Source organism: Archangium violaceum, from assembly GCF_016887565.1.
Taxonomy (GTDB): Bacteria; Myxococcota; Myxococcia; order Myxococcales; family Myxococcaceae; genus Archangium; species Archangium violaceum_B.
On record NZ_CP069396.1, the window covers coordinates 8,940,190 to 8,960,197 of the forward strand.

Annotated in this window: 16 protein-coding genes; 7 read left to right on the top strand and 9 right to left on the bottom strand. The window is 68.6% G+C overall.

What is annotated here, in order from left to right:
- Positions 1 to 19: 19 nt before the first annotated feature.
- From JRI60_RS35550 to JRI60_RS35560, 3 genes are all read left to right on the top strand, one after another.
- Complete coding sequence (locus tag JRI60_RS35550) at positions 20 to 160, top strand: hypothetical protein (protein ID WP_204220369.1); 141 nt, start codon at positions 20 to 22, stop codon at positions 158 to 160.
- A 10-nt stretch (positions 161 to 170) separates the two neighbouring features.
- Complete coding sequence (locus tag JRI60_RS35555) at positions 171 to 3,230, top strand: sensor histidine kinase (protein WP_204220370.1); 3,060 nt, start codon at positions 171 to 173, stop codon at positions 3,228 to 3,230.
- Between the two features lie 116 nt (positions 3,231 to 3,346).
- Complete coding sequence (locus JRI60_RS35560; RefSeq protein WP_204220371.1) at positions 3,347 to 4,732, top strand: aldehyde dehydrogenase family protein; 1,386 nt, start codon at positions 3,347 to 3,349, stop codon at positions 4,730 to 4,732.
- On the opposite strand, the gene JRI60_RS35565 is transcribed toward JRI60_RS35560, so the two are convergent.
- From JRI60_RS35565 to JRI60_RS35580, 4 genes are read right to left on the bottom strand one after another with little or no spacing between them, the layout of a single operon-like run.
- Positions 4,729 to 6,144: a sensor histidine kinase gene (locus tag JRI60_RS35565; RefSeq protein WP_239469891.1), complete on the bottom strand. Its 1,416-nt coding sequence runs from the start codon at positions 6,142 to 6,144 to the stop codon at positions 4,729 to 4,731. The genes JRI60_RS35560 and JRI60_RS35565 overlap by 4 nt on opposite strands.
- Positions 6,141 to 6,833 (bottom strand): response regulator transcription factor, encoded by a 693-nt coding sequence (locus JRI60_RS35570; RefSeq protein ID WP_204220372.1) that lies wholly within the window; start codon positions 6,831 to 6,833, stop codon positions 6,141 to 6,143. Before JRI60_RS35570 ends, JRI60_RS35565 begins: the two co-directional genes overlap by 4 nt.
- A 43-nt stretch (positions 6,834 to 6,876) precedes the next feature.
- Positions 6,877 to 8,379 (bottom strand): C40 family peptidase, encoded by a 1,503-nt coding sequence (locus tag JRI60_RS35575; protein ID WP_204220373.1) that lies wholly within the window; start codon positions 8,377 to 8,379, stop codon positions 6,877 to 6,879.
- Positions 8,380 to 8,435: 56 nt separating this feature from the next.
- Positions 8,436 to 9,431: a hypothetical protein gene (locus JRI60_RS35580; RefSeq protein ID WP_204220374.1), complete on the bottom strand. Its 996-nt coding sequence runs from the start codon at positions 9,429 to 9,431 to the stop codon at positions 8,436 to 8,438.
- A gap of 443 nt (positions 9,432 to 9,874) precedes the next feature.
- Between JRI60_RS35580 and JRI60_RS35585 the strand changes: the two genes are divergently transcribed.
- Complete coding sequence (locus JRI60_RS35585; protein ID WP_239470877.1) at positions 9,875 to 10,933, top strand: hypothetical protein; 1,059 nt, start codon at positions 9,875 to 9,877, stop codon at positions 10,931 to 10,933.
- A gap of 85 nt (positions 10,934 to 11,018) precedes the next feature.
- Here the strand turns inward: JRI60_RS35585 and JRI60_RS35590 are convergent, their stop codons facing one another.
- The 5 genes from JRI60_RS35590 to JRI60_RS35610 all read right to left on the bottom strand — a co-directional run bounded on the left by JRI60_RS35590 (position 11,019) and on the right by JRI60_RS35610 (position 16,618).
- The gene (locus tag JRI60_RS35590) at positions 11,019 to 11,987 is read right to left on the bottom strand and encodes a hypothetical protein (RefSeq protein WP_204220375.1); all 969 of its coding nucleotides are present in this window, start codon (positions 11,985 to 11,987) and stop codon (positions 11,019 to 11,021) included.
- A gap of 61 nt (positions 11,988 to 12,048) precedes the next feature.
- Complete coding sequence (locus JRI60_RS35595) at positions 12,049 to 12,294, bottom strand: mersacidin/lichenicidin family type 2 lantibiotic (protein ID WP_204220376.1); 246 nt, start codon at positions 12,292 to 12,294, stop codon at positions 12,049 to 12,051.
- 142 nt (positions 12,295 to 12,436) lie between these two features.
- A complete protein-coding gene (mxcL, locus tag JRI60_RS35600; RefSeq protein WP_275439041.1) occupies positions 12,437 to 13,693 on the bottom strand; it encodes a myxochelin B biosynthesis transaminase MxcL in 1,257 nt (418 codons plus the stop codon).
- Positions 13,694 to 13,761: 68 nt separating this feature from the next.
- A complete protein-coding gene (mxcK, locus tag JRI60_RS35605) occupies positions 13,762 to 14,985 on the bottom strand; it encodes a myxochelin export MFS transporter MxcK (RefSeq protein ID WP_204220378.1) in 1,224 nt (407 codons plus the stop codon).
- A gap of 118 nt (positions 14,986 to 15,103) precedes the next feature.
- Positions 15,104 to 16,618: an FAD-binding oxidoreductase gene (locus JRI60_RS35610; RefSeq protein ID WP_204220379.1), complete on the bottom strand. Its 1,515-nt coding sequence runs from the start codon at positions 16,616 to 16,618 to the stop codon at positions 15,104 to 15,106.
- Positions 16,619 to 16,899: 281 nt separating this feature from the next.
- Here JRI60_RS35610 and JRI60_RS35615 point away from each other — a divergent pair, with 281 nt between their 5' ends.
- The 3 genes from JRI60_RS35615 to JRI60_RS35625 all read left to right on the top strand — a co-directional run bounded on the left by JRI60_RS35615 (position 16,900) and on the right by JRI60_RS35625 (position 20,006).
- Entirely contained in the window at positions 16,900 to 18,081 is a 1,182-nt protein-coding gene (locus JRI60_RS35615) for a hypothetical protein (protein ID WP_204220380.1), read from the top strand.
- Positions 18,082 to 18,111: 30 nt separating this feature from the next.
- Positions 18,112 to 19,155, top strand: a complete 1,044-nt coding sequence (locus tag JRI60_RS35620) for a peptidylprolyl isomerase (protein ID WP_239469893.1) — start codon at positions 18,112 to 18,114, stop codon at positions 19,153 to 19,155.
- 143 nt (positions 19,156 to 19,298) lie between these two features.
- Entirely contained in the window at positions 19,299 to 20,006 is a 708-nt protein-coding gene (locus JRI60_RS35625) for a glutathione S-transferase family protein (RefSeq protein ID WP_204220381.1), read from the top strand.
- Positions 20,007 to 20,008 lie beyond the last annotated feature (2 nt).

Consider the following 20,008-nt stretch of genomic DNA (forward strand, 5'->3'; position numbering starts at 1 on the left):
CCACTCGGGCCGGGCGGGAATGGCAAACTCCGCCCCCTGGGTATCCGCGGTGGTGTACCCGGCGGCGGTGGCCACCGACGCCAATGGCAGCCTCATCGTCACCGGCTCCTTCTCGGGCCGCCGGGTTTCACCTGGGGTCTTCCGGGCCGTGAGCGTGTAGCTTCCGCTCCGTGGAGACCACGGGTATCAGGTGGCTGGGATGCATCACGGGCATCGGCTTGCTGCTGTGCTGCGCGTTCGGCGGTGCACACGCGGCGGAGCCGGCCCGCTTCATCAAGGATTTCCATCATACCTCGTGGACGCTCAAGGACGGCGCGCCCGCGGGTATCTGGGCCATGGCGCAGACCGAGGACGGTTGGCTCTGGCTGGGTACGTCCGCGGGGCTCTGGCGCTTCGACGGAGTCGTTTTCGAGCGATACGACCTGCTGCCGGAGGGAAGCACGGCGTCGCACTCGGTCAGCGCGCTGTTCGCCTCACGGTCGGGTGGGTTGTGGGTGAGCTACAGCTACGGCGGCGCCAGCGTCCTCGAGGACGGCGTGGTGACCCACCATGGCTCCGAGAACGGCCTTCCCCAGGGCTTGCCGATCGAGGGCTTCGAGGAGGATGGCGACGGGCGTATCTGGGCGATGACGAGCAAAGGTCCCTACGTCCTCGAGCAGGGCGTCTGGCAGCTGGCCGACGCGCGGTGGGGTTTCGCGAGACCTGGCGACGCCGTGCTCGCTCGAGACCGGACGGACACCCTGTGGGCCTCCACCGACGACGGCGTCTATGTGCTTCGCACCGGTGCGCGGCGCTTCGAACGCGTCGAAACCGACGCGCAGCCGGGCTCCTACTTGTATCTCACGAACGACGGGACTCTTTGGAAGTACGACGAGAAGGGACTCAGCCCGCTTCAGGGTCCCGACGTGCCGTCGCGGTCGGCCACAGTCTCCACCACGTCACAGCACTCGACCTCGCTGCTCTTCGACCGCGAGGGAGCCTTATGGACGGTCGCTTGTTCCGTCGCCCTCTGTCGTACCGAGACCCCCTACGCCCTCGACCTGCCCTTCCACCGTCAGGCTCTCTCCAGGGACATGTTCTCGGCGCTGGACGGTCTGTCGTCCGATTTCTCGATGACCCTGCTGGAGGATCAAGAAGGCGACATCTGGGTGGGGACGAAACTCGGGCTCGACCGTTTCCGGCGCAACGACGTCACGACCGTCCGCTTTCCCGAGCTGCTGGTGTACTTCGCGCTGCTGCCCGGTGAAGCCGGTGCGATGTGGGTCGGGACCGCGGCCGATGGTAGCCCCACCGATCGCCTGTGGCGGCTGGATCCGCATCCCAGCCCCGTGCCCGGCTTCTCCGCCGAAGTGACGGCGGCCTACCACGATACCGACGGCAGCCTGCTTCTGGGCGGCCGGCAAGGCGCGTGGCGCTTCGCCGACGGGAAATTCACACCCCTGCCCATTCCGAAGAAGGAAGAGGGCAACAAGGTGCAGGCCATCACGCGCGACGGTGCCGGGCGGCTGTGGATGTCCTTTCGTGCGTCGACTGTCTACAGGCTGGACGACGATACGTGGACACCCCGTGGTGGAATCGCCAACCTGCCGGAGCTGCATCCCACCCGCGCCGTGACGGACGAGCAGGGGCGCGTGTGGTTGGGGTACGGCCAGAACAGGCTGGCCATCGTGGATGGCCCCAGGGCGCAGGTGTTCTCCGAGGCCGACGGATTGAGGACAGGGACCGTCAGCGAAATCCTCCCGGGCCCGGACACGCTCGTGGGCGGTGAGCTGGGAATGGCCGCCTTCGATGGTCGACGTTTCCGTCCGCTCGCCGCCACGCGACCGGACGTGCTCACCGGTGTCACGGGCCTGCTGCGGACGCGAGATGGGACGCTCTGGGTGAACGGCAACGCGGGCGCCGTGCGTATCTCGGCGAACGACCTGCGCCGGGCGCTCGCCGAGCCGGACTTCCGGATGCCCTTCGAGCTCTTCGACATGCTGGACGGCATGCCGGGAGCCGCGCAGCAGGTCCGGCCCCTGCCGACGCTGGTCGAGGGCACGGACGGGAAACTCTGGTTCGCCGCGACGAACGGACTCGCGTGGATCGATCCGGAACGCATCCACCGCAATCCCCGGCCACCGTCCGTCGTGATTCGTTCCATCATCGCTGGCGACCAGCGCCATGCGCCACGGGCTGACCTCCGGCTGCCGCCGGGCACGCGCGGCCTGAAGATCGACTACAGCGCGCTCAGCCTCGCCGTGCCCGAGCGTGTCGCCTTCCGTTACCGCCTCGAGGGCGTGGACGACGGCTGGCAGGACCCGGGAACACGGCGCGAGGCCATCTATACGAACCTCGGGCCGGGCCACTACCGCTTCCAGGTCATCGCCGCCAACGACGATGGCGTGTGGAACGAGCAGGGCGCATCACTCGCGTTCGAGATCGAGCCGACGTTCTTCGAGACCCGCTGGTTCCTGGCGCTCTGTGCGCTCGCCGCCTCGGGCCTGTTGTGGCTGCTGTACGTCCTCCGCTTGCGGCAGATGACGAGGCGCGTGCGCCAGCGCCTGGAGGAACGCCATGCCGAGCGCGAGCGGATCGCCCGCGAGCTTCACGACACGCTGTTGCAGGGCTTCCAGGGATTGATGCTGCACTTCCAGTCCGTCGCCGCGCGCCTGCCACAGGGCGAGCTCCGAGACGGTGTGGATCGGGCACTCGACCGCGCGGAAGACGTGCTCATCGAGGGGCGCGATCGGGTGCGGGAGCTGCGCGCGTCGAGCGGCGACATGCCGGACCTCGCCGACGCGTTCACGGCGATCGCGAGCGAGCTCGGCGGAAACCACGCTCCGGCCTTTCGCGTCCTCGTCGAGGGAACGTCACGCGCGTTGGATCCGCTCGTCGCCGACGAGCTCTACCGCATCGGCCGAGAGGCGCTCTTCAATGCCTTCCAGCACGCGGAAGCGAGCGAGATCGAAGCAGGGCTTTCGTACGGCGTGGACGAGCTGCGCCTGCGCTTCCGCGACAATGGGAGAGGGATCGATTCGTCGCTCCTCCGCGCTGGTGGCCGAGCCGGTCACTGGGGACTTCGCGGCATGCGCGAGCGGGCGGAGAAGATCGGGGCACGCCTGGACATCCTGAGCGGCGTCGGAAGGGGTACCGAAGTGGTCCTCTCCCTCTCCGCCAGCCGGGCCTACATCCCGCGTGCCGGGGACAGATGGCGGCGCTGGATACGTCGAGCGTTCAAGACTCCATGAGAGACGTCCAGGAGCGAACGCCCGGTCCGTTCTGGAGAAGGCAGCCCTTCTTTCAGCCAACGGGAGCCGCTGCTTGCCCGGGGCCGGAAGTGGCCGAGCACATTACCTTGTCAGCCATGACCCTGCTGACTGTTGACAATCCATACACCGGAGACGTCGCCTGCTCCGTCAAGCTCGCGGATGAGGCGGCCATCGATACCGTCCTCGAGCAGGCCCGGTCCGCCGCCAGGGCCGCGCGCGCCACCCCGCTCTCCGAGCGCAAGGCCTGGTGCGAGCGCATGGTCGCCGCCATGGAGGCCCGCGCGGACGCCATCGCCACCGACATTTCCCGGATGATGGGCAAGCCCCTGAGCCAGGCCAGGGGGGAGATCCGTGGCATGGCCGAGCGCGCCCGTTACATGATCTCCATCGCCGACGCCTCGCTGGCGGACATCGTGCTGCCGCCCAAGCAGGGGTTCGAGCGCCGGATCGTCAAGGAGCCGCTGGGCGTGGTGTTGGATCTCCCGGCGTGGAACTACCCGCTGCTCACCGCGGTGAACGTGGTGGTACCGGCGGTGCTGGCGGGCAACGCGGTGGTGGTGAAGCACTCGCCCCGCTCGCCGCTGTGCGGAGAGCACTTCGCCCGCGCCTTCTCCGAGGCCGGAGCGCCCCCCCACCTCGTCCAGGCGCTGCACTGCGACCACCCCACGAGCGAGCGCCTGGTGGGAGACCGCCGGGTGGACCACGTGGTGTTCACCGGCTCGGTGTATGGCGGCCAGCGGCTCGTGCAGGCGGCGGCCACGCGCTTCCTCCACATGGGCCTGGAGCTGGGGGGCAATGACCCGGCCTACGTGGCGGCGGACTGTGACTTCGACAAGACCGTGGAGAACGTCGTGGACGGCGCCATGTACAACGCGGGCCAGAGCTGCTGCGCGGTGGAGCGCGTCTACGTGCACCGCTCGCTCTACAAGCGCTTCACCGAGGCCTGCGAGGCGCTGGTGCGCGGGTACGTGCTCGGCGATCCGATGAATGACAAGACGAGCCTGGGCCCCATCGCCCAGCCCAACCACCCGGCCGAGCTGGAGCGGCTGGTGGACGACGCCCGGGGCAAGGGAGCCCGCGTGGTGGTGGGCGGCAAGCGGACCCAGGTGGACGGCCGGGGCCGCTTCTTCGAGGCCACGCTCGTGGCCGACCTGAACCCCTCCATGCGGCTGATGCAGCAGGAGTCCTTCGGGCCCATCCTGCCCCTGTCCCCGGTGGACTCGGACGAGGAGGCGCTGGAGTTGATGAACCGCTCCGAGCTGGGCCTGACGGCGAGCGTGTGGACGAAGGACCGCGAGCGCGCGGCCCGCTTCGCTACCCGGCTCGAGTGCGGCACCGTGTACATGAACCGCTGCGACTCGGTGGATCCGGCGCTGCCGTGGATTGGCGTGAAGAACTCGGGCCGTGGACACAGCCTGAGCGCGCTGGGCTTCGACCAGCTCACCCGGCCGAAATCCATCCACTTCCGGCTGTCGTTCTAACCCCGGTCTCCCGGTGTCCGCGGAAGCACGAGAGCTTCCGCGGGGGGCTCGGCCCGCGCGCCTTCGATGACCACCTTCAGACCATGGGGTTCGTTGGCGCTGAACGTGAGCCCGAACCCCACGCGCCGGCACAGCTCGCGGACGATGGCCACTCCGAGCCCGCTCCCGCGCGGATCCCTCCGCCGCGCGTCCGCCGAGCGGAACGAGCGCTCCCCGAGGTGCTCCAGCTCGGCCGGCGACAGCCCCGGGCCATCGTCGAGCACGGTCAGCCGGAAGCGCTCGGCCCCCTCGGGCTCGAGCACGATGACCACGTGGCCCTCCTTGTTCCCATGCGTGAGGGCGTTGTGCACCAGGTTGACGATGGCCTGCTCCATCATCGTCGGGTTGCAGCGCACCCAGACGTCCTCGTCCGGCCGCGCGGCCTCCAGGGACAGCTCCCTGCGCCGCGCCAGCAAGCCGAGCCTCCGCACGACGCGCTCGAGCGTCTGTCCGAGCTCGACCCGCGGCTCCCCCGCCAGCGGATCCACTCCCTCGCCCAGCTGGCACGCCAGGCGGAGGTTCTCCACGAGCGCCGTCAGGTAGACGGTGTCCTCGAGGCCCTGTACCAGCAGCTCGGGGACCGCCTCGGAGGGAGCCGCCGACGCGAGCTCGAGCGCCAGCTGCAGCGAGGCGATGGGCGTCTTCAGGTCATGCGCCACGTCCGCCAGATGCCGCTCCAGCGCGTGCTTCTGGGCCTCGATGCGGGCCGCGTCCGCCAGCACACGGCCATGGGTGGCGTCGAGCACCCGGGACAGCTCGCCCAGCTCGTCGGGAGCCTCGTCCCCCGCCGACGCATAGGCCGTGCCGCCGATGCCGCCCGCCGCCTGGTGCAGCCGGCGGAACCGCCGCAGCAGCGGGGCGATGACGACCAAGGTACACAGCGCCGCCATGAGGGACGAGCTGAGCACGGCGGCCAGGAACATCCACCGGCCCTCCCTGTAACGCTCGTTGAAGAGAGGCCACCGGCACTCGATGAGGCTACAGGGTCCGCCCTCCCCCACCCGGAACAGCGTGGCCCCACCCCACACGGCGCTCCTGTCGAAGAGCGGGAAGTAGAAGGTGACGGGCTGCTCCTCTCCCTCGCGCATGCGTTCGAGGAGCTCGGGCGATGGGCGCCTGCCCGAAGTGCCCGCGACGTCGAAGGCCTCCAGCACCACGCCATCGGGCATCCGGAAGGACCAGCCCTCCGGTGAGGAGCGGCAGGCCTCGCCGTGTTCCCTCAGAATGGCCTCGCTGAAGGTCCGCGAGCTGATGCGGATGGCGAGCGTTCCGCCCGCTAGGAAAGCCTGGTACGAGGCGCCGAGCGTCCCGAGCAACCCCATCACGGCCGCGGCGACGAGGATGCGCGGGCCCAGGCCCCTCCAGAGCCTCACGGTGTGCGCTCCGACAACTCGAAGCGGTAGCCGATACCCCAGGCCGTCTTGAGACGCCCTCCCGCCGGTCCGAGCTTCTTGCGGATCCTCGCGATGTGGGAGTCCACCGTCCGCTCGTCCCGCTCCTCGTTGGCGGGCAGCGCCTGGGTGCCGATCTGCTCCCGGGTGAGGGAGCGGCCCGGGCGCTCGGCGAGGTAGAGGAGCACATCGAGCTCGTGGCGCGTGAACGAGAGGGGGCCCACGCCCTCGCGGCTCACCACCCGGGCATCGAGGTCCAGGGTGATGTCGTCCCAGCGCAGCACGCGCCGCGGGCCCTCGTCCACGAGCCGCAGGCGCGTCCGGATGCGAGCGACCAGCTCCTCCATCCAGAAGGGCTTGGCGAGATAGTCCGCGGCCCCCAGGCCAAAGGAGCGCAACCGGGCCTCGAGTTCCTGGCGCGCGGAGAGGACGATGATGGGAACGCGCAGCCGCGTCCGCCAGGCCTCGAGCAGCTCGAAGCCATCCCGCTCCGGGAGGTTGAGGTCGAGCACCACCAGGACGGGCCGCTCCCGCTCCGCCGCTTCGAGCGCGAGCTGTCCGTCCGTCGCGAGCGTCACCTGGAAACCCGCCAGCTTCAGCCCTCGCACGAGGCCAGCGGCGATGGGGGGATCATCCTCCACGACCAGGATGGGACCGGTGTTGCTGCTCATCGAGAGGACTCCTCCCCACGGCGAGTGGTGCGCCAGTATCGCATCATCCGGCATCGAGCCAGGTCAGGGAGACCCCCTGGGCTCCTGGCTCGAGGTAGACGATGGCGCCGTCCGGATCGACGGCCAGGTCGGCGATGGGCGTGTAGGCGCCGCGCGTGGCATCGGGAAGGTTCACCACCTGCCCCCGCCGGCGCAGGGTGCGCTTCACCTCGAGATGGCTCCCTCCCGCATCGCTGGTGGCGATCACCAGCTCGATCCACGTCCCGACCCGCCGGGCCGAGACGCGGGCCTTTTCCGGAAGGGTGAGGCTCTCCCCGCCCACCTCCGCGATCCGCCCTCCCCCGGCGCGCTCCTTCCAACGCAGCACCTGCTGCTGGGAGAGGTCCACGTTCTTGCGCGGCCGCTGCGGCTTTCCGTTGACCAGCTCGGCGATGACCTTCTGCTCGCCCTCCGGTGAAGTGGCGAGGAGGACGCCGTCATCGAGGGTGAGCGCTCCCAGGAGGCCCTCGCGCGGGATGTCGACGGTGCGGAGCAGTTCCCCACTGGAGCGGTGGAGACGGAGCTGGTGCCGGGTGCCATCCATGACGATGAGCTCGCCCTGGCGGGTGAAGCCCAGACCATCGGCGAGCCCGGCATCGAAGGACCCGCGCATGCCTTCCCGTCCGAGGACCAGGACCCGGCGGCGCACCCGATCATAGAGGGCGACGGTCCCCTTCGGACCCGCCGTCAGGTAGTCGGGGCCCATGGACTGTGCGTCCTCCGAAGCGGGCGTGAAGCCCACGTCGGCCCCGTAGCGAAGCGAGAGCCGGGTGGTGACCGGCCCACCAGCCGGGGTGGTGGCCGAGGCCAGAACCACCTGGGGCGCGGTGGCGGCCGGGGGCGGAGGCGGAGCGCTGGCGTCCGAAGCAGGAGCCACGGGCGCCGGAGCAGGAGGCACGGAGGCCACCACGGGCTTGTCCTCGATGCCCGGGTACCGGATGGGCACATAGCCGGCGAGATAGGACCAGCTCGGAGTCGCCATCCGCACGCGCGAGGCGCTTCCGGATGCCTCGTAGATGATTGGCTTGCCATCGGCACGGGTCCCGGCGAAGAGCACGACGTGCTTGCCCGCCTTGTTGAGGGCATCGCCGGGGAGCAACTCCTCGAGCGTGATGGGGCGGGTCACGGTGCCGAGGGTGGAAGTGGACTCGCGTTTCGCGAGCCGCCAGACCCGCGAGACGAAGCCCGAGCAGTCGACTCCCGCGACACACGTCAGGATGCCGTCGCCGCTGTGGCTGCCAGCGGCCTGCCCCGCGCCGATGCGCCGATCGAACTCGGCCAGCTCCATCGAACCGCCCCAGGCATAGGGGACACCGATCTGTTTCCCGAGGGCATGGTCACTGCGGTACTCCCCCGGGCAGGTCCCCTTCTGGTTGGCGGCGCGCATCTCCCAGGGGTGCTGTGCGAACCGGGCGGCCTCCGCCATCACCTCCTCCCGACCCAGGGCCCGAGCGGACACGGGCACGAGCTGGAGCGAGGCGATGAGCAACGGCAAGGCGCGCGGCATGCCGCGACGCGTGGTTGCGATTCGTGGATGCAAGGCGTTTCTCCCGCGTCGCGAGGTCAGTGATACACCCAGGTATAGCCAGCGCTGACCGAGGCACTGAACTCGCCTCCACCCCCCATGGACACGACGAGGCCAGCGAGCTTGAGCTTGAGCTTTCCTCCCTTGGCGAAATCCAGCCAATCACTCTCCGAGGTGGGCAGGGAGAAGACGACCTGGATGCCACCGCCGCCCTTGACATAGAGCTCCACGGCCACCGCCAGATAGGGGCCGTCGAGATTGGACGGCATGCTCCCCCACGCGCCAATCTGGAGGGCCATCGACGTGCCGATCGAAAAGCCGGACACGCCGCCCACGCCGAAGTACCCGCGCAGCTGCTTCTTGTTCGGATAGTCGTAGGCGAAGCCGATGCTGCCCTCGGCGCCGGCCATGAAGGCCGCGCCGCCGCCGGCGCCGACGGAGAGGGTGATGAGGTCCTTGCCCCGAGCCTCGGCTCCCAGGCGGTTCATCGACTTGTGCTTCGACAGCGAGTCCGTCGTCTTCTCGGTGTTCTCATCCCTCCGCTTGTGGGCGGCGGCGTCGAGGAGCCGCTCCACGTCCTTGCGGCTGGTGGGATCCTTCAGCAGCTCATGCCCCGTCTCGACCATGCACTCGATGAGCTTGCGGTGGTCGCGGCAGACCTCCTCCGCCAGCTCCTCCGCGAGCTCGGCGAGCGCGTCCGTCAGGAAGCGCTCCGTGAACTCGACGGTCGCGTTCCAGGCGGCCTCCCCGGCCTCCAATGCCTCGGTATAGGCCTTCTCGGCGAACCGGGCGGTATCCCGAGTCAGATGATCCACGTCGCGCGCCAGCTCCTGGGCTTCACGGCCCACCTCGTTCGACACCGTGTGGGCAGCGCCCGTGACGGCGTTGGCCGTCTTGTCGGCGGCGTCCTTCGCCACGTTGGCCGTCTTGTTGGCGGCGTCCTTGGTGGCGTCGGCGACCGTGTTGGCCGCCTTCTTGGTGGTCTTCTTGACCTTCTTGAATGCCTTCTTGAACGACTTGCCAATGCTCGACATGGGTTCCCCCTCGGTTGAACTGACAGGGAAGACCTTGCCCGGGAGTTATTGAGGAAGTGTGGAGCGAAATCCGTGACCCGAAAGATGCCCCGGGTGCCTCCAGGACCGAGGCCACGGCCATCGGTGAAGAGGATGAATCGAATTCTGGGAAGCGGAAGAGGAGCTCCAGTGGCAACAACGATGAAGAGCAGGTGGAAGACCTGGGGCAGCCGGATTCTCGTGTGGTCGTGGTTGAGCGCTGGCGCGGGATGCGGAGCCCCGGAGGATCTGGCCGTCGAGGAGGAAGGGTTCTCGGTGCGGCAGGCCGCCGGGTCGACCTATGAAGCGGAGGCCGCGGCGCTATCGGGCGGTGCCGTCATCGCGACGGATCATCCCGGCTATTCCGGCACCGGCTTCGTGGGAGGCACGACACCGGAGACGACACCCAGGCGATTCGCAACGCCATCAGCAACGCGAAGTCCACCGGCAAGGCGGGAGTCTGGATTCCCTCGGGCGTCTTCCGCATCAATGGTCTGGTGGGTCTGGAAAACATCCACCTGCGCGGCGCGGGCCCCTGGCACACGCGGATCCAGGCCACCAATATCGGCGACCACTTCAGGGGCGCTGGGAGCAACGTCAAGGTGTTCGACCTGGCGTATTTCGGGGAGATCGTCGAGCGCCAGGACGGACCGGACAGGGCGGCGTTCGAGGGGAACTTCGGCACGGGCTCGCTCATCCAGAACGTCTGGATCGAGCACGCGAAGGTCGCCTACTGGATCAAACCCGGAACGGACGGTCTGTACATCGTCAATGGCCGGGTGCGGAACGTCTACGCGGACGGGATCAACCTCCACGCGGGCATCAAGAACTCGATGGTCAGCCACGTCCACGCCCGCAACACGGGCGATAACTCCTTCGCCATGTGGTCCGATGGCTCCATCAACGAGAACTGCACGTTCCGCCATGACACCGCGCAGATGCCCAATCTCGCCAACACCTTCGCCATCTACAATGGCAGGGACAACAAGATCCTGGACAGCGTGGGATTGGACACCCACTACGCTTCCTCGGGCGTCCTGATCACCGACTGGTTCGCGGACCTGCCCTTCCTCGGAACCACGGAGATCAAGCGTGTGACCCTGACCCGGACCGGTGGAGAGCAGAAGGTGAACTTCGCCATGAACGCCGGGGCGTTGTGGCTCCACGCGACGAGAAGGGAAATCTCGGGGCACATCCTCGTGGACGGGGTGGAGATCAACGACAGCACCTTCTCGGCCATCAAGATCAGCTTCGGCAGGACGCCCCCCGAGGCCAATCCCCCCGTGTACAACTACCCCATCTCTCCCGTGACCCTGAGCAACGTCACCATCAAGGGCGCGGGCGCCTATGGCGTGGAGACCTTCAATGTGCCTGGGACGGCCACCTGCACCAACGTCACGGTGACGGGCGCGGCCCTGGGTGGGCTCCTGAATCCCAACAACCGGTACACCTTCAACAAGGTCTCGGGGAACAGCGGCTGGTAACGACGTCTTGCCCGGGAAGGCCGATGGGCGCGCAGCTCACGGCCTTCCCGCGGCACGGGGGACGACGCTCCAACGGGGCTCGCACTCACGCCTCGTCGCCATGGACTCCCACGGGGAGCTTGTCCTTCACTGCACTGATGATCGACTGGGGGCACTTCTCCCCGGCCTCCTTCATGAGCTCCTTGGGCGAGGCATGGAGCTTGATGCTTCCGCGGGAGTACTCCACGAACGGCACCGCGATCTTGCAGGTCACCTTCAGGAAGAAGCGCAGATCGAGTGCTCCACGGATGGCCTCGACGGCGTCCGCGATCGCGATCTCGCTCGTCCGGGCCTGGTCCGCGTTCTGATAGGTGGTGATCTCCTGCTGGCTCAAGAGCTCCACGTACACGCCGAGGATGTGCTCGGGCAGGTAGTGCAGCTGAGCCTCGCCATACGGAATGGAGGCCGCGTTCAGGTAGGGGGCCTTCACGGTTCCGCTCGGGAAGGATTCATCTTCCAGGTGGATCATGCGCTCCACGCCACGCGGCTTCCCCTTCGAGCTGACGTCGGGCTTCTCCCCCTTCACGCGAGCCCGGATCTCCTGCAGCTTCGCGCTGACGAGTGGCCACGTCCTCAGCGTCTTTCCATTGGCTTGCGGCGCCGCGTTGGGCGGGAAGTTCTCGGGGTACCTCGCCTCGGCAACGTTCTTGGTGGGCAGCCCCAGGTCGGTCTTTCCCCATCCGGCGAGCTCCGCCTGATTGCTGATGACCACTCCCGGACACTTGAAGGAGTCATACTCCTGGATGGGCAGACCTTGCAGCACGGTGAACGCCGCGTGCCAGTAGTTGGCATCCACCGCGGGCTCCACCGGGGAGACTCCCAGATTGTAGTACTTGTACCTCGGATGGATGTTGTACTTGATTTCGTCTTCCACCCGCCGCGTCTTGCGGATGCAGAGCACATCCGAGAACTCCTCGAGCAACCGCGCGGAGACAGCCTCCACGTTCTTCCTGCTCTCCTCCTGCGAGAGGTGGGAGAACCGCTTCAGCCGGGTACCTTTTGGGATCTTGGGCATGATCCAAATTTTATCCGATGGGGGACTGGACGGACAGCGACCGGGGCGGAGCGGACCTGGATCAGATCTCCAGGTTGCAGTTCTGCGCGAGCGAGGGGCACCCGAGGGAAAAGAGGCAGCACTGGTTACGCTCGGTCAGCAACAGCTTCACCCCCTCCCCTCCGGTGACGTCATCCAGGTCGGAGTCATCGAGCTCCGTGAGCGGTCTCCCGGAGGGATTCTCCGGGAGCGCGGCTCGCTGTTCGTGCAGCAGGCTCGCGCGGTACTCCGGGCTCTTCCACGCCTTGACGATCATCTCGCTGTTCATGGTGCTCTCCTGAGGGCTCGGGAGGGAACGACGTCACGCCCAGAAGGAGTCACTCGGAGGGAGATGTGACACGCATCGCCGCGCGAGGCGGCTCCCCCCTGGAGTCCGGCGGAGGGAGCCTCGGGGCCCGGGGACGTCCGGCTCAGGCCGCGCTGGAGGCCGAGGCCTGCTGGAGGCACTCGCGCATCGCTTCCTCGGCCATGTCGATGGTGTAGTCGATCTGCTCGACGGTGTGCGCCGCGCAGATGAAGTTGAGGTCGCGGCGCAACAGGATGCCACGGCGCGCCATGCCCGCCTGGAAGGGCTGGGTGAGCTTCGCGTTCTCCACGGGGTTCTTGGAGAAGCGGAACAGGGGGATGGCGTCATAGCCCAGGATGCGCAGCGGCGAGCCCACGCGCTCGGCCCGGGCGTTGATGCCCGTGGCGAGCCGCCGGCCCAGGTTCGCCAGGTGCTCGGTGAAGCCCGGCTCGCGGCTCACCTTGAGCACGGCCTCGCACACCGCCAGCGACAGCAGCTCGCCGCCGAACGTGGTGGACACCTGCAGATCCGCCAGCTTGCTCAGGAGCTTCTCCGGCCCCGCCACCGCCGACAGCGGCATGCCCGCGGCGATCGCCTTGGACAGACAGACGAAGTCGGCCTTCACGTCGAAGAACTGCTGGGCACCGCCCGGCGCCAGCCGGAAGCCGGTGATGACCTCGTCCTGGATGAGCAACACGCCGTGCGCCGTGCACGTGGCGCGCAGCTTGTGCATGAACTCGCGGGTGAGGCAGCGGTTGAACGGCACCGACAGCAGCACCGCCGCGAGCTGGTGCCCCGTCTGCTCGATGCAGGCCAGCAGCGCCGCCTCGTCCGGCTCCTCGAAGAGCGGCATGCGCCGCGTGTACTGCGACAACACCGCGGGCACGCCCGGCGTGTCATACATGAAGTGGTCGTGCCAGCCGTTGTAGCCCACCGTGATGATGTGCTCCTTGCTCGTGACGTAGCGCGCCAGGCGCACCGCCGCCGAGGTGGCATCCGCTCCCGTCTTGAAGAAGCGCGCCATCTCCGCGCCGGGGATCATCTCCACCAACGTCCGCGCGGCGCTGACCTCCCAGGCCGTGGGCAGCGAGTGCAGCAGCCCCTCCTCCAGGTGCCGGCGGATGGTGTCCACGACGGCCGGGTGGTTGTGGCCGAGCGAGCTCGCGCCCAGCCCGCAGATGAAGTCGATGTACTGCTGGCCATCCACGTCCTCCACCAACGCGCCCTGTCCACGCGCGAGGTAGACGGGGAAGGAGCCCGGAGCGAACATCTCCGGCTTCTTCATCATCGTCTGGGTCAGACCGGGCACCAGCCGCTTCGCCTCGGCCAGCAGGCGGTTGGAGTTCGTGAGATCCATCTTGCCCACGATGGGTCGGGGCAACGACGGGTGTCTGTTCGCGTGTACGTCCATGGGTTTCCTCGTGTGAAAGGGAACTGCGTTGGAAGAACTCAGGCCGGCACCGCGCTCGAAGTGGCGGCGCGCCGGTCGAACAGCCAGAGCACGCCGAGCGCGCAGCCCGACACCCCGGCGGCGATCCAGCCCACCCGGCCAAACCCCACCAGCGCGCCATCCGGCGCCACCGTCAGCAACAGGCCCCCCACCCACGCGCCGAACCCGGAGGCGCCATCGCTCGCCGCCATGTTGATCGCCATGTAGCGACCGCGCAGCGCGGGAGGCACCCGTGAGGCGACCAGCGCCAGGGTGGGAATGGCCCGCCCGGAGGTCAGCACCATGAACAGCACGAACACCCCCGCCACGCCCGGCAGCGGCGCCGCGGACAGGTGCGTGAACAGCAGGTGCGGCCCCAGGGTGCCCACCAGCAGCGAGGCCAGGACGCGGGCCGGCCCGAACCGATCGGCCATCCGTCCCATCCACCGCGAGCTCAACAACGTGGCGGCGCCGCCCGCCAGATACACCCAGGACAGGTCGGACAGCCTCAACCCGAGGTTGCCCACCATGAAGGGGCTCAGATAGGGAATCAGCAGGAAGCCGGAGAACACCACGCAGAAGGTCAACACCCACCCGAGCGCCAGGGCAGGCGTCCACCCCCGCCCGAGCGCGGACCCGCCCCGCACGTCAGGGCGCCCGGACGGGTGCGGAGGGACCGGCGGCAAGGCGAACAGCAGCGCGAGCCACAACACGCTCCCGAGCGCGCCGATGACGAAGAAGGGCGAGCGCCACCCCCACTGACTCGCCAACCACAGCCCCAGGGGCACGCCCGCCACCGCGCACAGTCCATACGACGCCATCACCGTGCCAATCGCCCTGCCCCGGCGCTCCGCGGGGATGACATCCCCGATGATGGCCTGAACCCCCGCGCTCATCAGCCCCGCGCAGGCCCCCGCCACGCAACGCGCCATCAACAACCCGAGGTAGCTGTCCGAGACGCCACACAGCAGCGTGGCCACGACGAACCCCGCGTAGAGCCCGAGCAGCGTGCGCTTGCGATCGAAGCGATCCAGCCACAGCCCCCCCAACAACCCCATGCCCGCCGAGGCCAGTGTGTACGCCGACACCAACGCCCCGAACTGCGCGGCCGAGATGCCCAGGCGCCTCATCAACTCCGGCCCCAGCGGCATGACGATCATGAAGTCCAGCAGGTGGGTGAACTGCACGGCCGCCAGCAACCAGAGCACCCGCTGCTCGGACCTCGGCGAGGAGGAAACACTCACGACACGCTCCAGGGACACGGCGTCATCCGATTTTCATTTCCTGATAATGATAATGAGACTCAAAATCATTACGAACGCATAGATAGACGACGTGGGGGGCGTTGGGCAAGTCCCTTCTTCAGGGCAGGTAGCGCCCGGGGGCGAGGATGCCGTGGGGATCCAACGCGGCCTTGAGCGTCCTCAACACCCTCGGCGAGTCATCCTCCGGCACGAAGGGAAGCACGGGCGACTGGATGCCCAAGCGCGCCGGGTAGTAGCCCGCGTCACCCAGGGCCTGTTGCAACGCCTGGTGGCACGCCAGCGCGCGAGCGTCCTCCCCCTCCACCTCCCGGTCATAGACGATCGCCACCACCAGGTAGGCACAGCGCGCCGAGACGCCCAGCACGCACAGGTTGGGCTCGAAACCGAACCGGAGCGGCAAGGGCTCGGCGAGCGCCAGCGCCGTCTCCAGGTGGGGGCCCGTCATCGGCACGGCGCACGACAGCCAGATGAAGCCGCACCCGTCACGCTCCGGCTCCGGCACCTCGGGCGGGGGCAAGCGCTTGCGCCAGTACATCATCCGAAGGTTGCGCGCCGAGGGCACCTGCCGGAGCGCCCCCGGCCCCACCTCCTCCTCCCGCATACAGGAGAGGGTGGGCACGACTCCCTCCAGCACGTGCTCCACCCGCTCCTGCGCCGCCCGTGCCTGCGCCTCGCTCGGGGCCTCGAGCACGAAGCTCAGGTGCCAGGGTGAGATGCCCAGCTCGGCGCGCAGCCTCGCGCGGCGCGACTCCGGCAGCGGCGTGAGCCCCCGGGTCGCCTCCCACGGGTACTGGCCGAGCACGGACATCACCTTGTAGTCGTTCCACAGCGAGAAGGCCTCGCGCAGGGTGCCCTCCATCCGCAGCAGCCGCAGCCGCTCCACCACCGGGCCCAGCTGGGAGGGATCCTCGAGCACGCCCGTCACCAGCCGCGGGCAGGCCGCTCGCGGCGCCAGCCAGAAGGTCATCCGCGTCACGACCCCCAGGTTCGACTGGCTGAAGAGCCCATCCAGGCCGGGGCCCGCGCCCCAGCGCAGCACGGACGCTGCCCGGGCATGGGGATAGCGCCCGGGCCCGGTGTGAAGGCATTCGCCCGTGGGCAGCACCACCTCCAGGCCACACACGTACTGGAAGATGTCCCCGTGAGGCCCCGTCCCGTCCCCCCGCTCGAGCGCATTGCCGATGAGGCTCGACTGGGGCGGCCCGCCGATGGTGGCCAGCTGCAGCCGCGAGCCCCGCGCCTCCAGGAAGGCATGCGCCTGCTCGAACGAGACGCCCGGCTCCACCGTGAGGTACGCCAGCTCCTCGTCGAACTCGAGCACGCGATTCATCCGGCCCAGGTCCAGCAGCACGCCGCTGCGCGCCGGCACTCGCGAGCCATAGCCCTGGTTGCGCCCGGCGCTCACCGGGGTGACGGGGATGCGCAGCTCCTGGGCGATGCGCAAGCAGGCGCGCACCTCCTCGGTGCTTCCGGGACGCAGCACCGCACCGACATCCTGGGTGGTCGCGAAGGTCGCCGTGCGCGCCCGGACGAGCGTCGCCTCGTCGGCGAGCACGTTGTCCTCGCCCAGTTCCCGACGCCACGCCTCGAGCGCCTCCCGCAGCCGATCCATGTCTCCTCCTTCTTCCGCGGTGCAGGAGCGCGACCGCCTCGCCCCGCCGAGTCTACCGGCCCGGCTCCCCACCGGAAGCTCCACCCGCGACCCGGGGGGTGATGACAACTGTCACCACCACCGAACGGCAGTCACCAGGTGGAAGAGGGGGCTCGAGCCTCCTCCATCGTGGGACTCCCGAGGGAAACCGGGTGCCCCGTCTCCTCGGAAAGGGCTGGCACGAGACCTGCTCTGGCTCGTGTCCGACTCCTTCGCTCCCAATCCTTCTCTCCGAGACGCCCATGACCGCCCCCATCTCCTCCGGCTCCGCCCGCTACGTGCTCCCCCAGTCCCAGAAGACGATGCCTTCGGACACCGTCGGCAAGACGCCCGTCGAGGGGACGCTGGCGCCCGTCCAGAAGCAGCGGCTGCCGACCGCGCTGGATACCTCGGTGTTCGAGCAGGAGGTCGCGCGCCGCGGCATGCCCGCCCTGCCTGGAAACGGCGGCGACAACACCCTCCAGAAGAGCCTGGGCAAGCAGGCCCTCATCGGCAACAAGCTCGAGGTGGCCGGTAACGCCCTGGCCACCGCCCAGGCGGGTCTCGAGCTCGCCGCGAGCCTCGCCTCGCGTCCGCAGTTCGCCGGACTGAGGAACGAGGCCGCGAGCGCCCTCTCGGGCGTCACGGCCCGGATGCCCTTGGACATCGCCAACAGGGTCGCTGGCGCCATCAATGGCGGCACGGATCTGCACCAGCTCGATGTCCTCCAGGGACTCGCCCATACCCAGGGTCCCCTGGCCGCTGGCAACCTCGAAGCGGGCCCGTACAGCGCCGAGCAGTTGGGGCAGTACGGCGACCCCACCGCCCTGGCGGGTCAGGTCCTCGGTGGTGTGAGCGACCTGGCCAGCGGCGTGAGCGACCTGGGGGGACTGGGAGACATGTTCCGGAAGCCGGCCTCCAAGCCTTCCGCTCCGGAGCTCAAGCCCTCCGCCCCGGAGTCCAGGCCCACGGCGAAGCCCTCCACCTCGGACATCAAGCCCTCCGCTCCGGACATCAAGCCCTCTTCCGTGGCTGGCAAGGCCGATGACATCGCCAAGGGCCTGCTCAAGACGGGAGGCAAGGCCGCTGGCAGGTTCGTCCCGGGCCTCAACGTCGCCATGGCCGGCCTCGACATCGCCAATGCCGTCACGACCATCAAGGATCCCAAGGCGAGCCTCGGCGACAAGGTCACCTCGGGCATCGTCGCCGGAGGCTCGGTGCTCGCCGCGACCAACATCCCCATCGTCTCCCAGATCGGTGGGGCCATCTCGACGGGCGCCTCCATCGCGGGTGAGGTCGTCAAGAACTTCGGGGGCGACATCAAGAAGGGCGCCGAGAAGATCGGCAAGGGCATCAAGGACACCGCCGAGAAGGTCGGCGACGGAATCAAGGACACCGCCAAGAAGGTCGGCGAGGGCATCAAGGACTTCTTCAAGGGCTGGTAGTCCCACCTCCGTGTTCCCAAGGGTCACCCCATGAGCTCCATCGTGATTCCGCAGTTGGCCGCGTCGTACGAGCTGGACGATCTCTCGGTGTCGATGTCCCTGCCCCAGGTGGAGGCGCCCTCGCTCGAGGGACTCTCCGTCACGCTCTCCCCCCCGGAGGCGTTCACCCCGGAGCAGGTCCAGCAGCGGTTCCTGGAGCTGGCGCGCCCCCTGGCCACCGAGCGCTACCGCTACCCCAGCGAGAAGCTGGCATGGGGGGACGAGATCCTGTTCGACATCGTGGGATACAGCCACGGCGAGCTCATCCCCTTCAGCCTGCGCACCGACGTGTGGATGACCCTGGCGCCCGAGCCCCTGCTGCCCGGGCTCTACGAGTCGCTCGTGGGCCGCTCGCCCCGGGAGAATCTCACCGTGGAGCTCACCCTGCCCGGCGACTACCCCGTCGAGTCCCTGCGGGGGGCGCCCGCGCGCTTCTCGCTGCAACTCAAGGGGGCGCGCGAGGTGACCTATCCCGAGCTGAGCAGCCCCGCCTTCCTCCGGGCCTTCGGCTACGGCGACACGCTCGCGCAGGCCACGCGGGCCGTCCTCCATCAGATGGAGGCGGAGGCCACGCAGTTGCTGCTGAGCCAGGTCCAGCGGCAGGTGCTAGCCACGGTGGCCGCGCGCACCCGGGTGAAGGTCCCCGCCGGGCTCGTCGATGAGGAGATCCGCCGCCGTTGGAGCACCAGCGAGGGACGCGCGCTGAGCGCGCTGGGCTTCGATGAGGCTCGCCGGGAGGAGTCGCTCCGCGCGTGGCTGCGGGACGAGTCGACGCGGGCCGAGGTGGAGCTGCGGCTGCGCATCGCCCTGGCCCTGGGCGCCATCTGCAAGCGGGACGGGCTGACCCCGAGCCGGGCGAAGGTGGAGAAGATCATCCAGGACGAGGCCAATGCCGCTGGAGTGCCGGTGGGAGAGGTGGTCGCCGCCCTGCGCTCCGAGCCCCAGAACCTGGCCCGGATCGATCAGGTGGCCTGGCACCTCACGGCCGTGGACCACGTCATGAGCCGGGCCAAGGTCCACATGGCGGCGGCCTGAAGGGCTCCAGGAGCGGGATGATGCGCGGCCTCCTCATGACGGCGAAAGCATCATGAGGAGCTCGGGGATTGCACACGGAGCATGACTGGTCGGCGCCCATGGGTTCTGGACGGGCTGCACCTTGGAATGGTGGATTCCCCCACATGCTCATCCTTCATCAGGGCCCCGCCGCGTTCGGCATCAGCAACGTCAGCCCTTTCTGCCTGAAGCTGGAGAGTTATCTCCGGATGGCTGGAATCCCCTACACGGCGAAGGCGGCCGCCTTCGGGAAGGCCCCCAAGGGGAAGATCCCCTTCATCGAGGAGGACGGCTCGTTCCTGGGTGACTCCCAGCTCATCATCGAGCACCTCAAGCGCAAGCACGGAGATCCGCTCGACGCGAAGCTCGGCGCGGAGGACGTCGCCAAGGGCCACCTGGTGCGACGCGTGCTGGAGGACAGCCTCTACTGGAACATCATCCACGAGCGCTGGGTCTCACAGGAGGGATGGCGGATCTACAAGCCCATCTTCGAGGCCCTCTTCCCGCCCGGCATCGGCAAGCTCATCGTGCCCATGATTCGCCGGGGGGTCACCAAGGCGACGCACACCCAGGGCCTGGGCCGCCACCGGCCGGAGGAGATCCTGGAGATGGGCAAGGCGGACGTCTCCGCGGTGGCGGTGGCGCTCGGCGACAAGCCTTTCCTCCTGGGAGAGAACCCCACCTCGTTCGACGCGGCGCTCTACGCGTTCATCGTGAGCATCATCGCGTTTCCCGTGGACTCGCCGCTCCGGAAGTACACGCTGGGGCAGCAGAACCTGGTGCGCTATTGCGAGCGTTTCCAGCAGCGCTTCTTCACGGACGGACAGAAGTAGCC

Coding starts and splice junctions, on each gene's coding strand:
- JRI60_RS35550 (WP_204220369.1), top strand. CDS start 20: ATGGCAAACTCCGCCCCCTGGGTATCCGCGGTGGTGTACCCGGCGGCG.
- JRI60_RS35580 (WP_204220374.1), bottom strand. CDS start 9,431: ATGTCGAGCATTGGCAAGTCGTTCAAGAAGGCATTCAAGAAGGTCAAG.
- JRI60_RS35590 (WP_204220375.1), bottom strand. CDS start 11,987: ATGCCCAAGATCCCAAAAGGTACCCGGCTGAAGCGGTTCTCCCACCTC.
- JRI60_RS35575 (WP_204220373.1), bottom strand. CDS start 8,379: ATGCCGCGCGCCTTGCCGTTGCTCATCGCCTCGCTCCAGCTCGTGCCC.
- JRI60_RS35615 (WP_204220380.1), top strand. CDS start 16,900: ATGACCGCCCCCATCTCCTCCGGCTCCGCCCGCTACGTGCTCCCCCAG.
- JRI60_RS35560 (WP_204220371.1), top strand. CDS start 3,347: ATGACCCTGCTGACTGTTGACAATCCATACACCGGAGACGTCGCCTGC.
- JRI60_RS35625 (WP_204220381.1), top strand. CDS start 19,299: ATGCTCATCCTTCATCAGGGCCCCGCCGCGTTCGGCATCAGCAACGTC.
- JRI60_RS35595 (WP_204220376.1), bottom strand. CDS start 12,294: ATGAACAGCGAGATGATCGTCAAGGCGTGGAAGAGCCCGGAGTACCGC.
- JRI60_RS35610 (WP_204220379.1), bottom strand. CDS start 16,618: ATGGATCGGCTGCGGGAGGCGCTCGAGGCGTGGCGTCGGGAACTGGGC.
- JRI60_RS35570 (WP_204220372.1), bottom strand. CDS start 6,833: ATGAGCAGCAACACCGGTCCCATCCTGGTCGTGGAGGATGATCCCCCC.
- JRI60_RS35620 (WP_239469893.1), top strand. CDS start 18,112: ATGAGCTCCATCGTGATTCCGCAGTTGGCCGCGTCGTACGAGCTGGAC.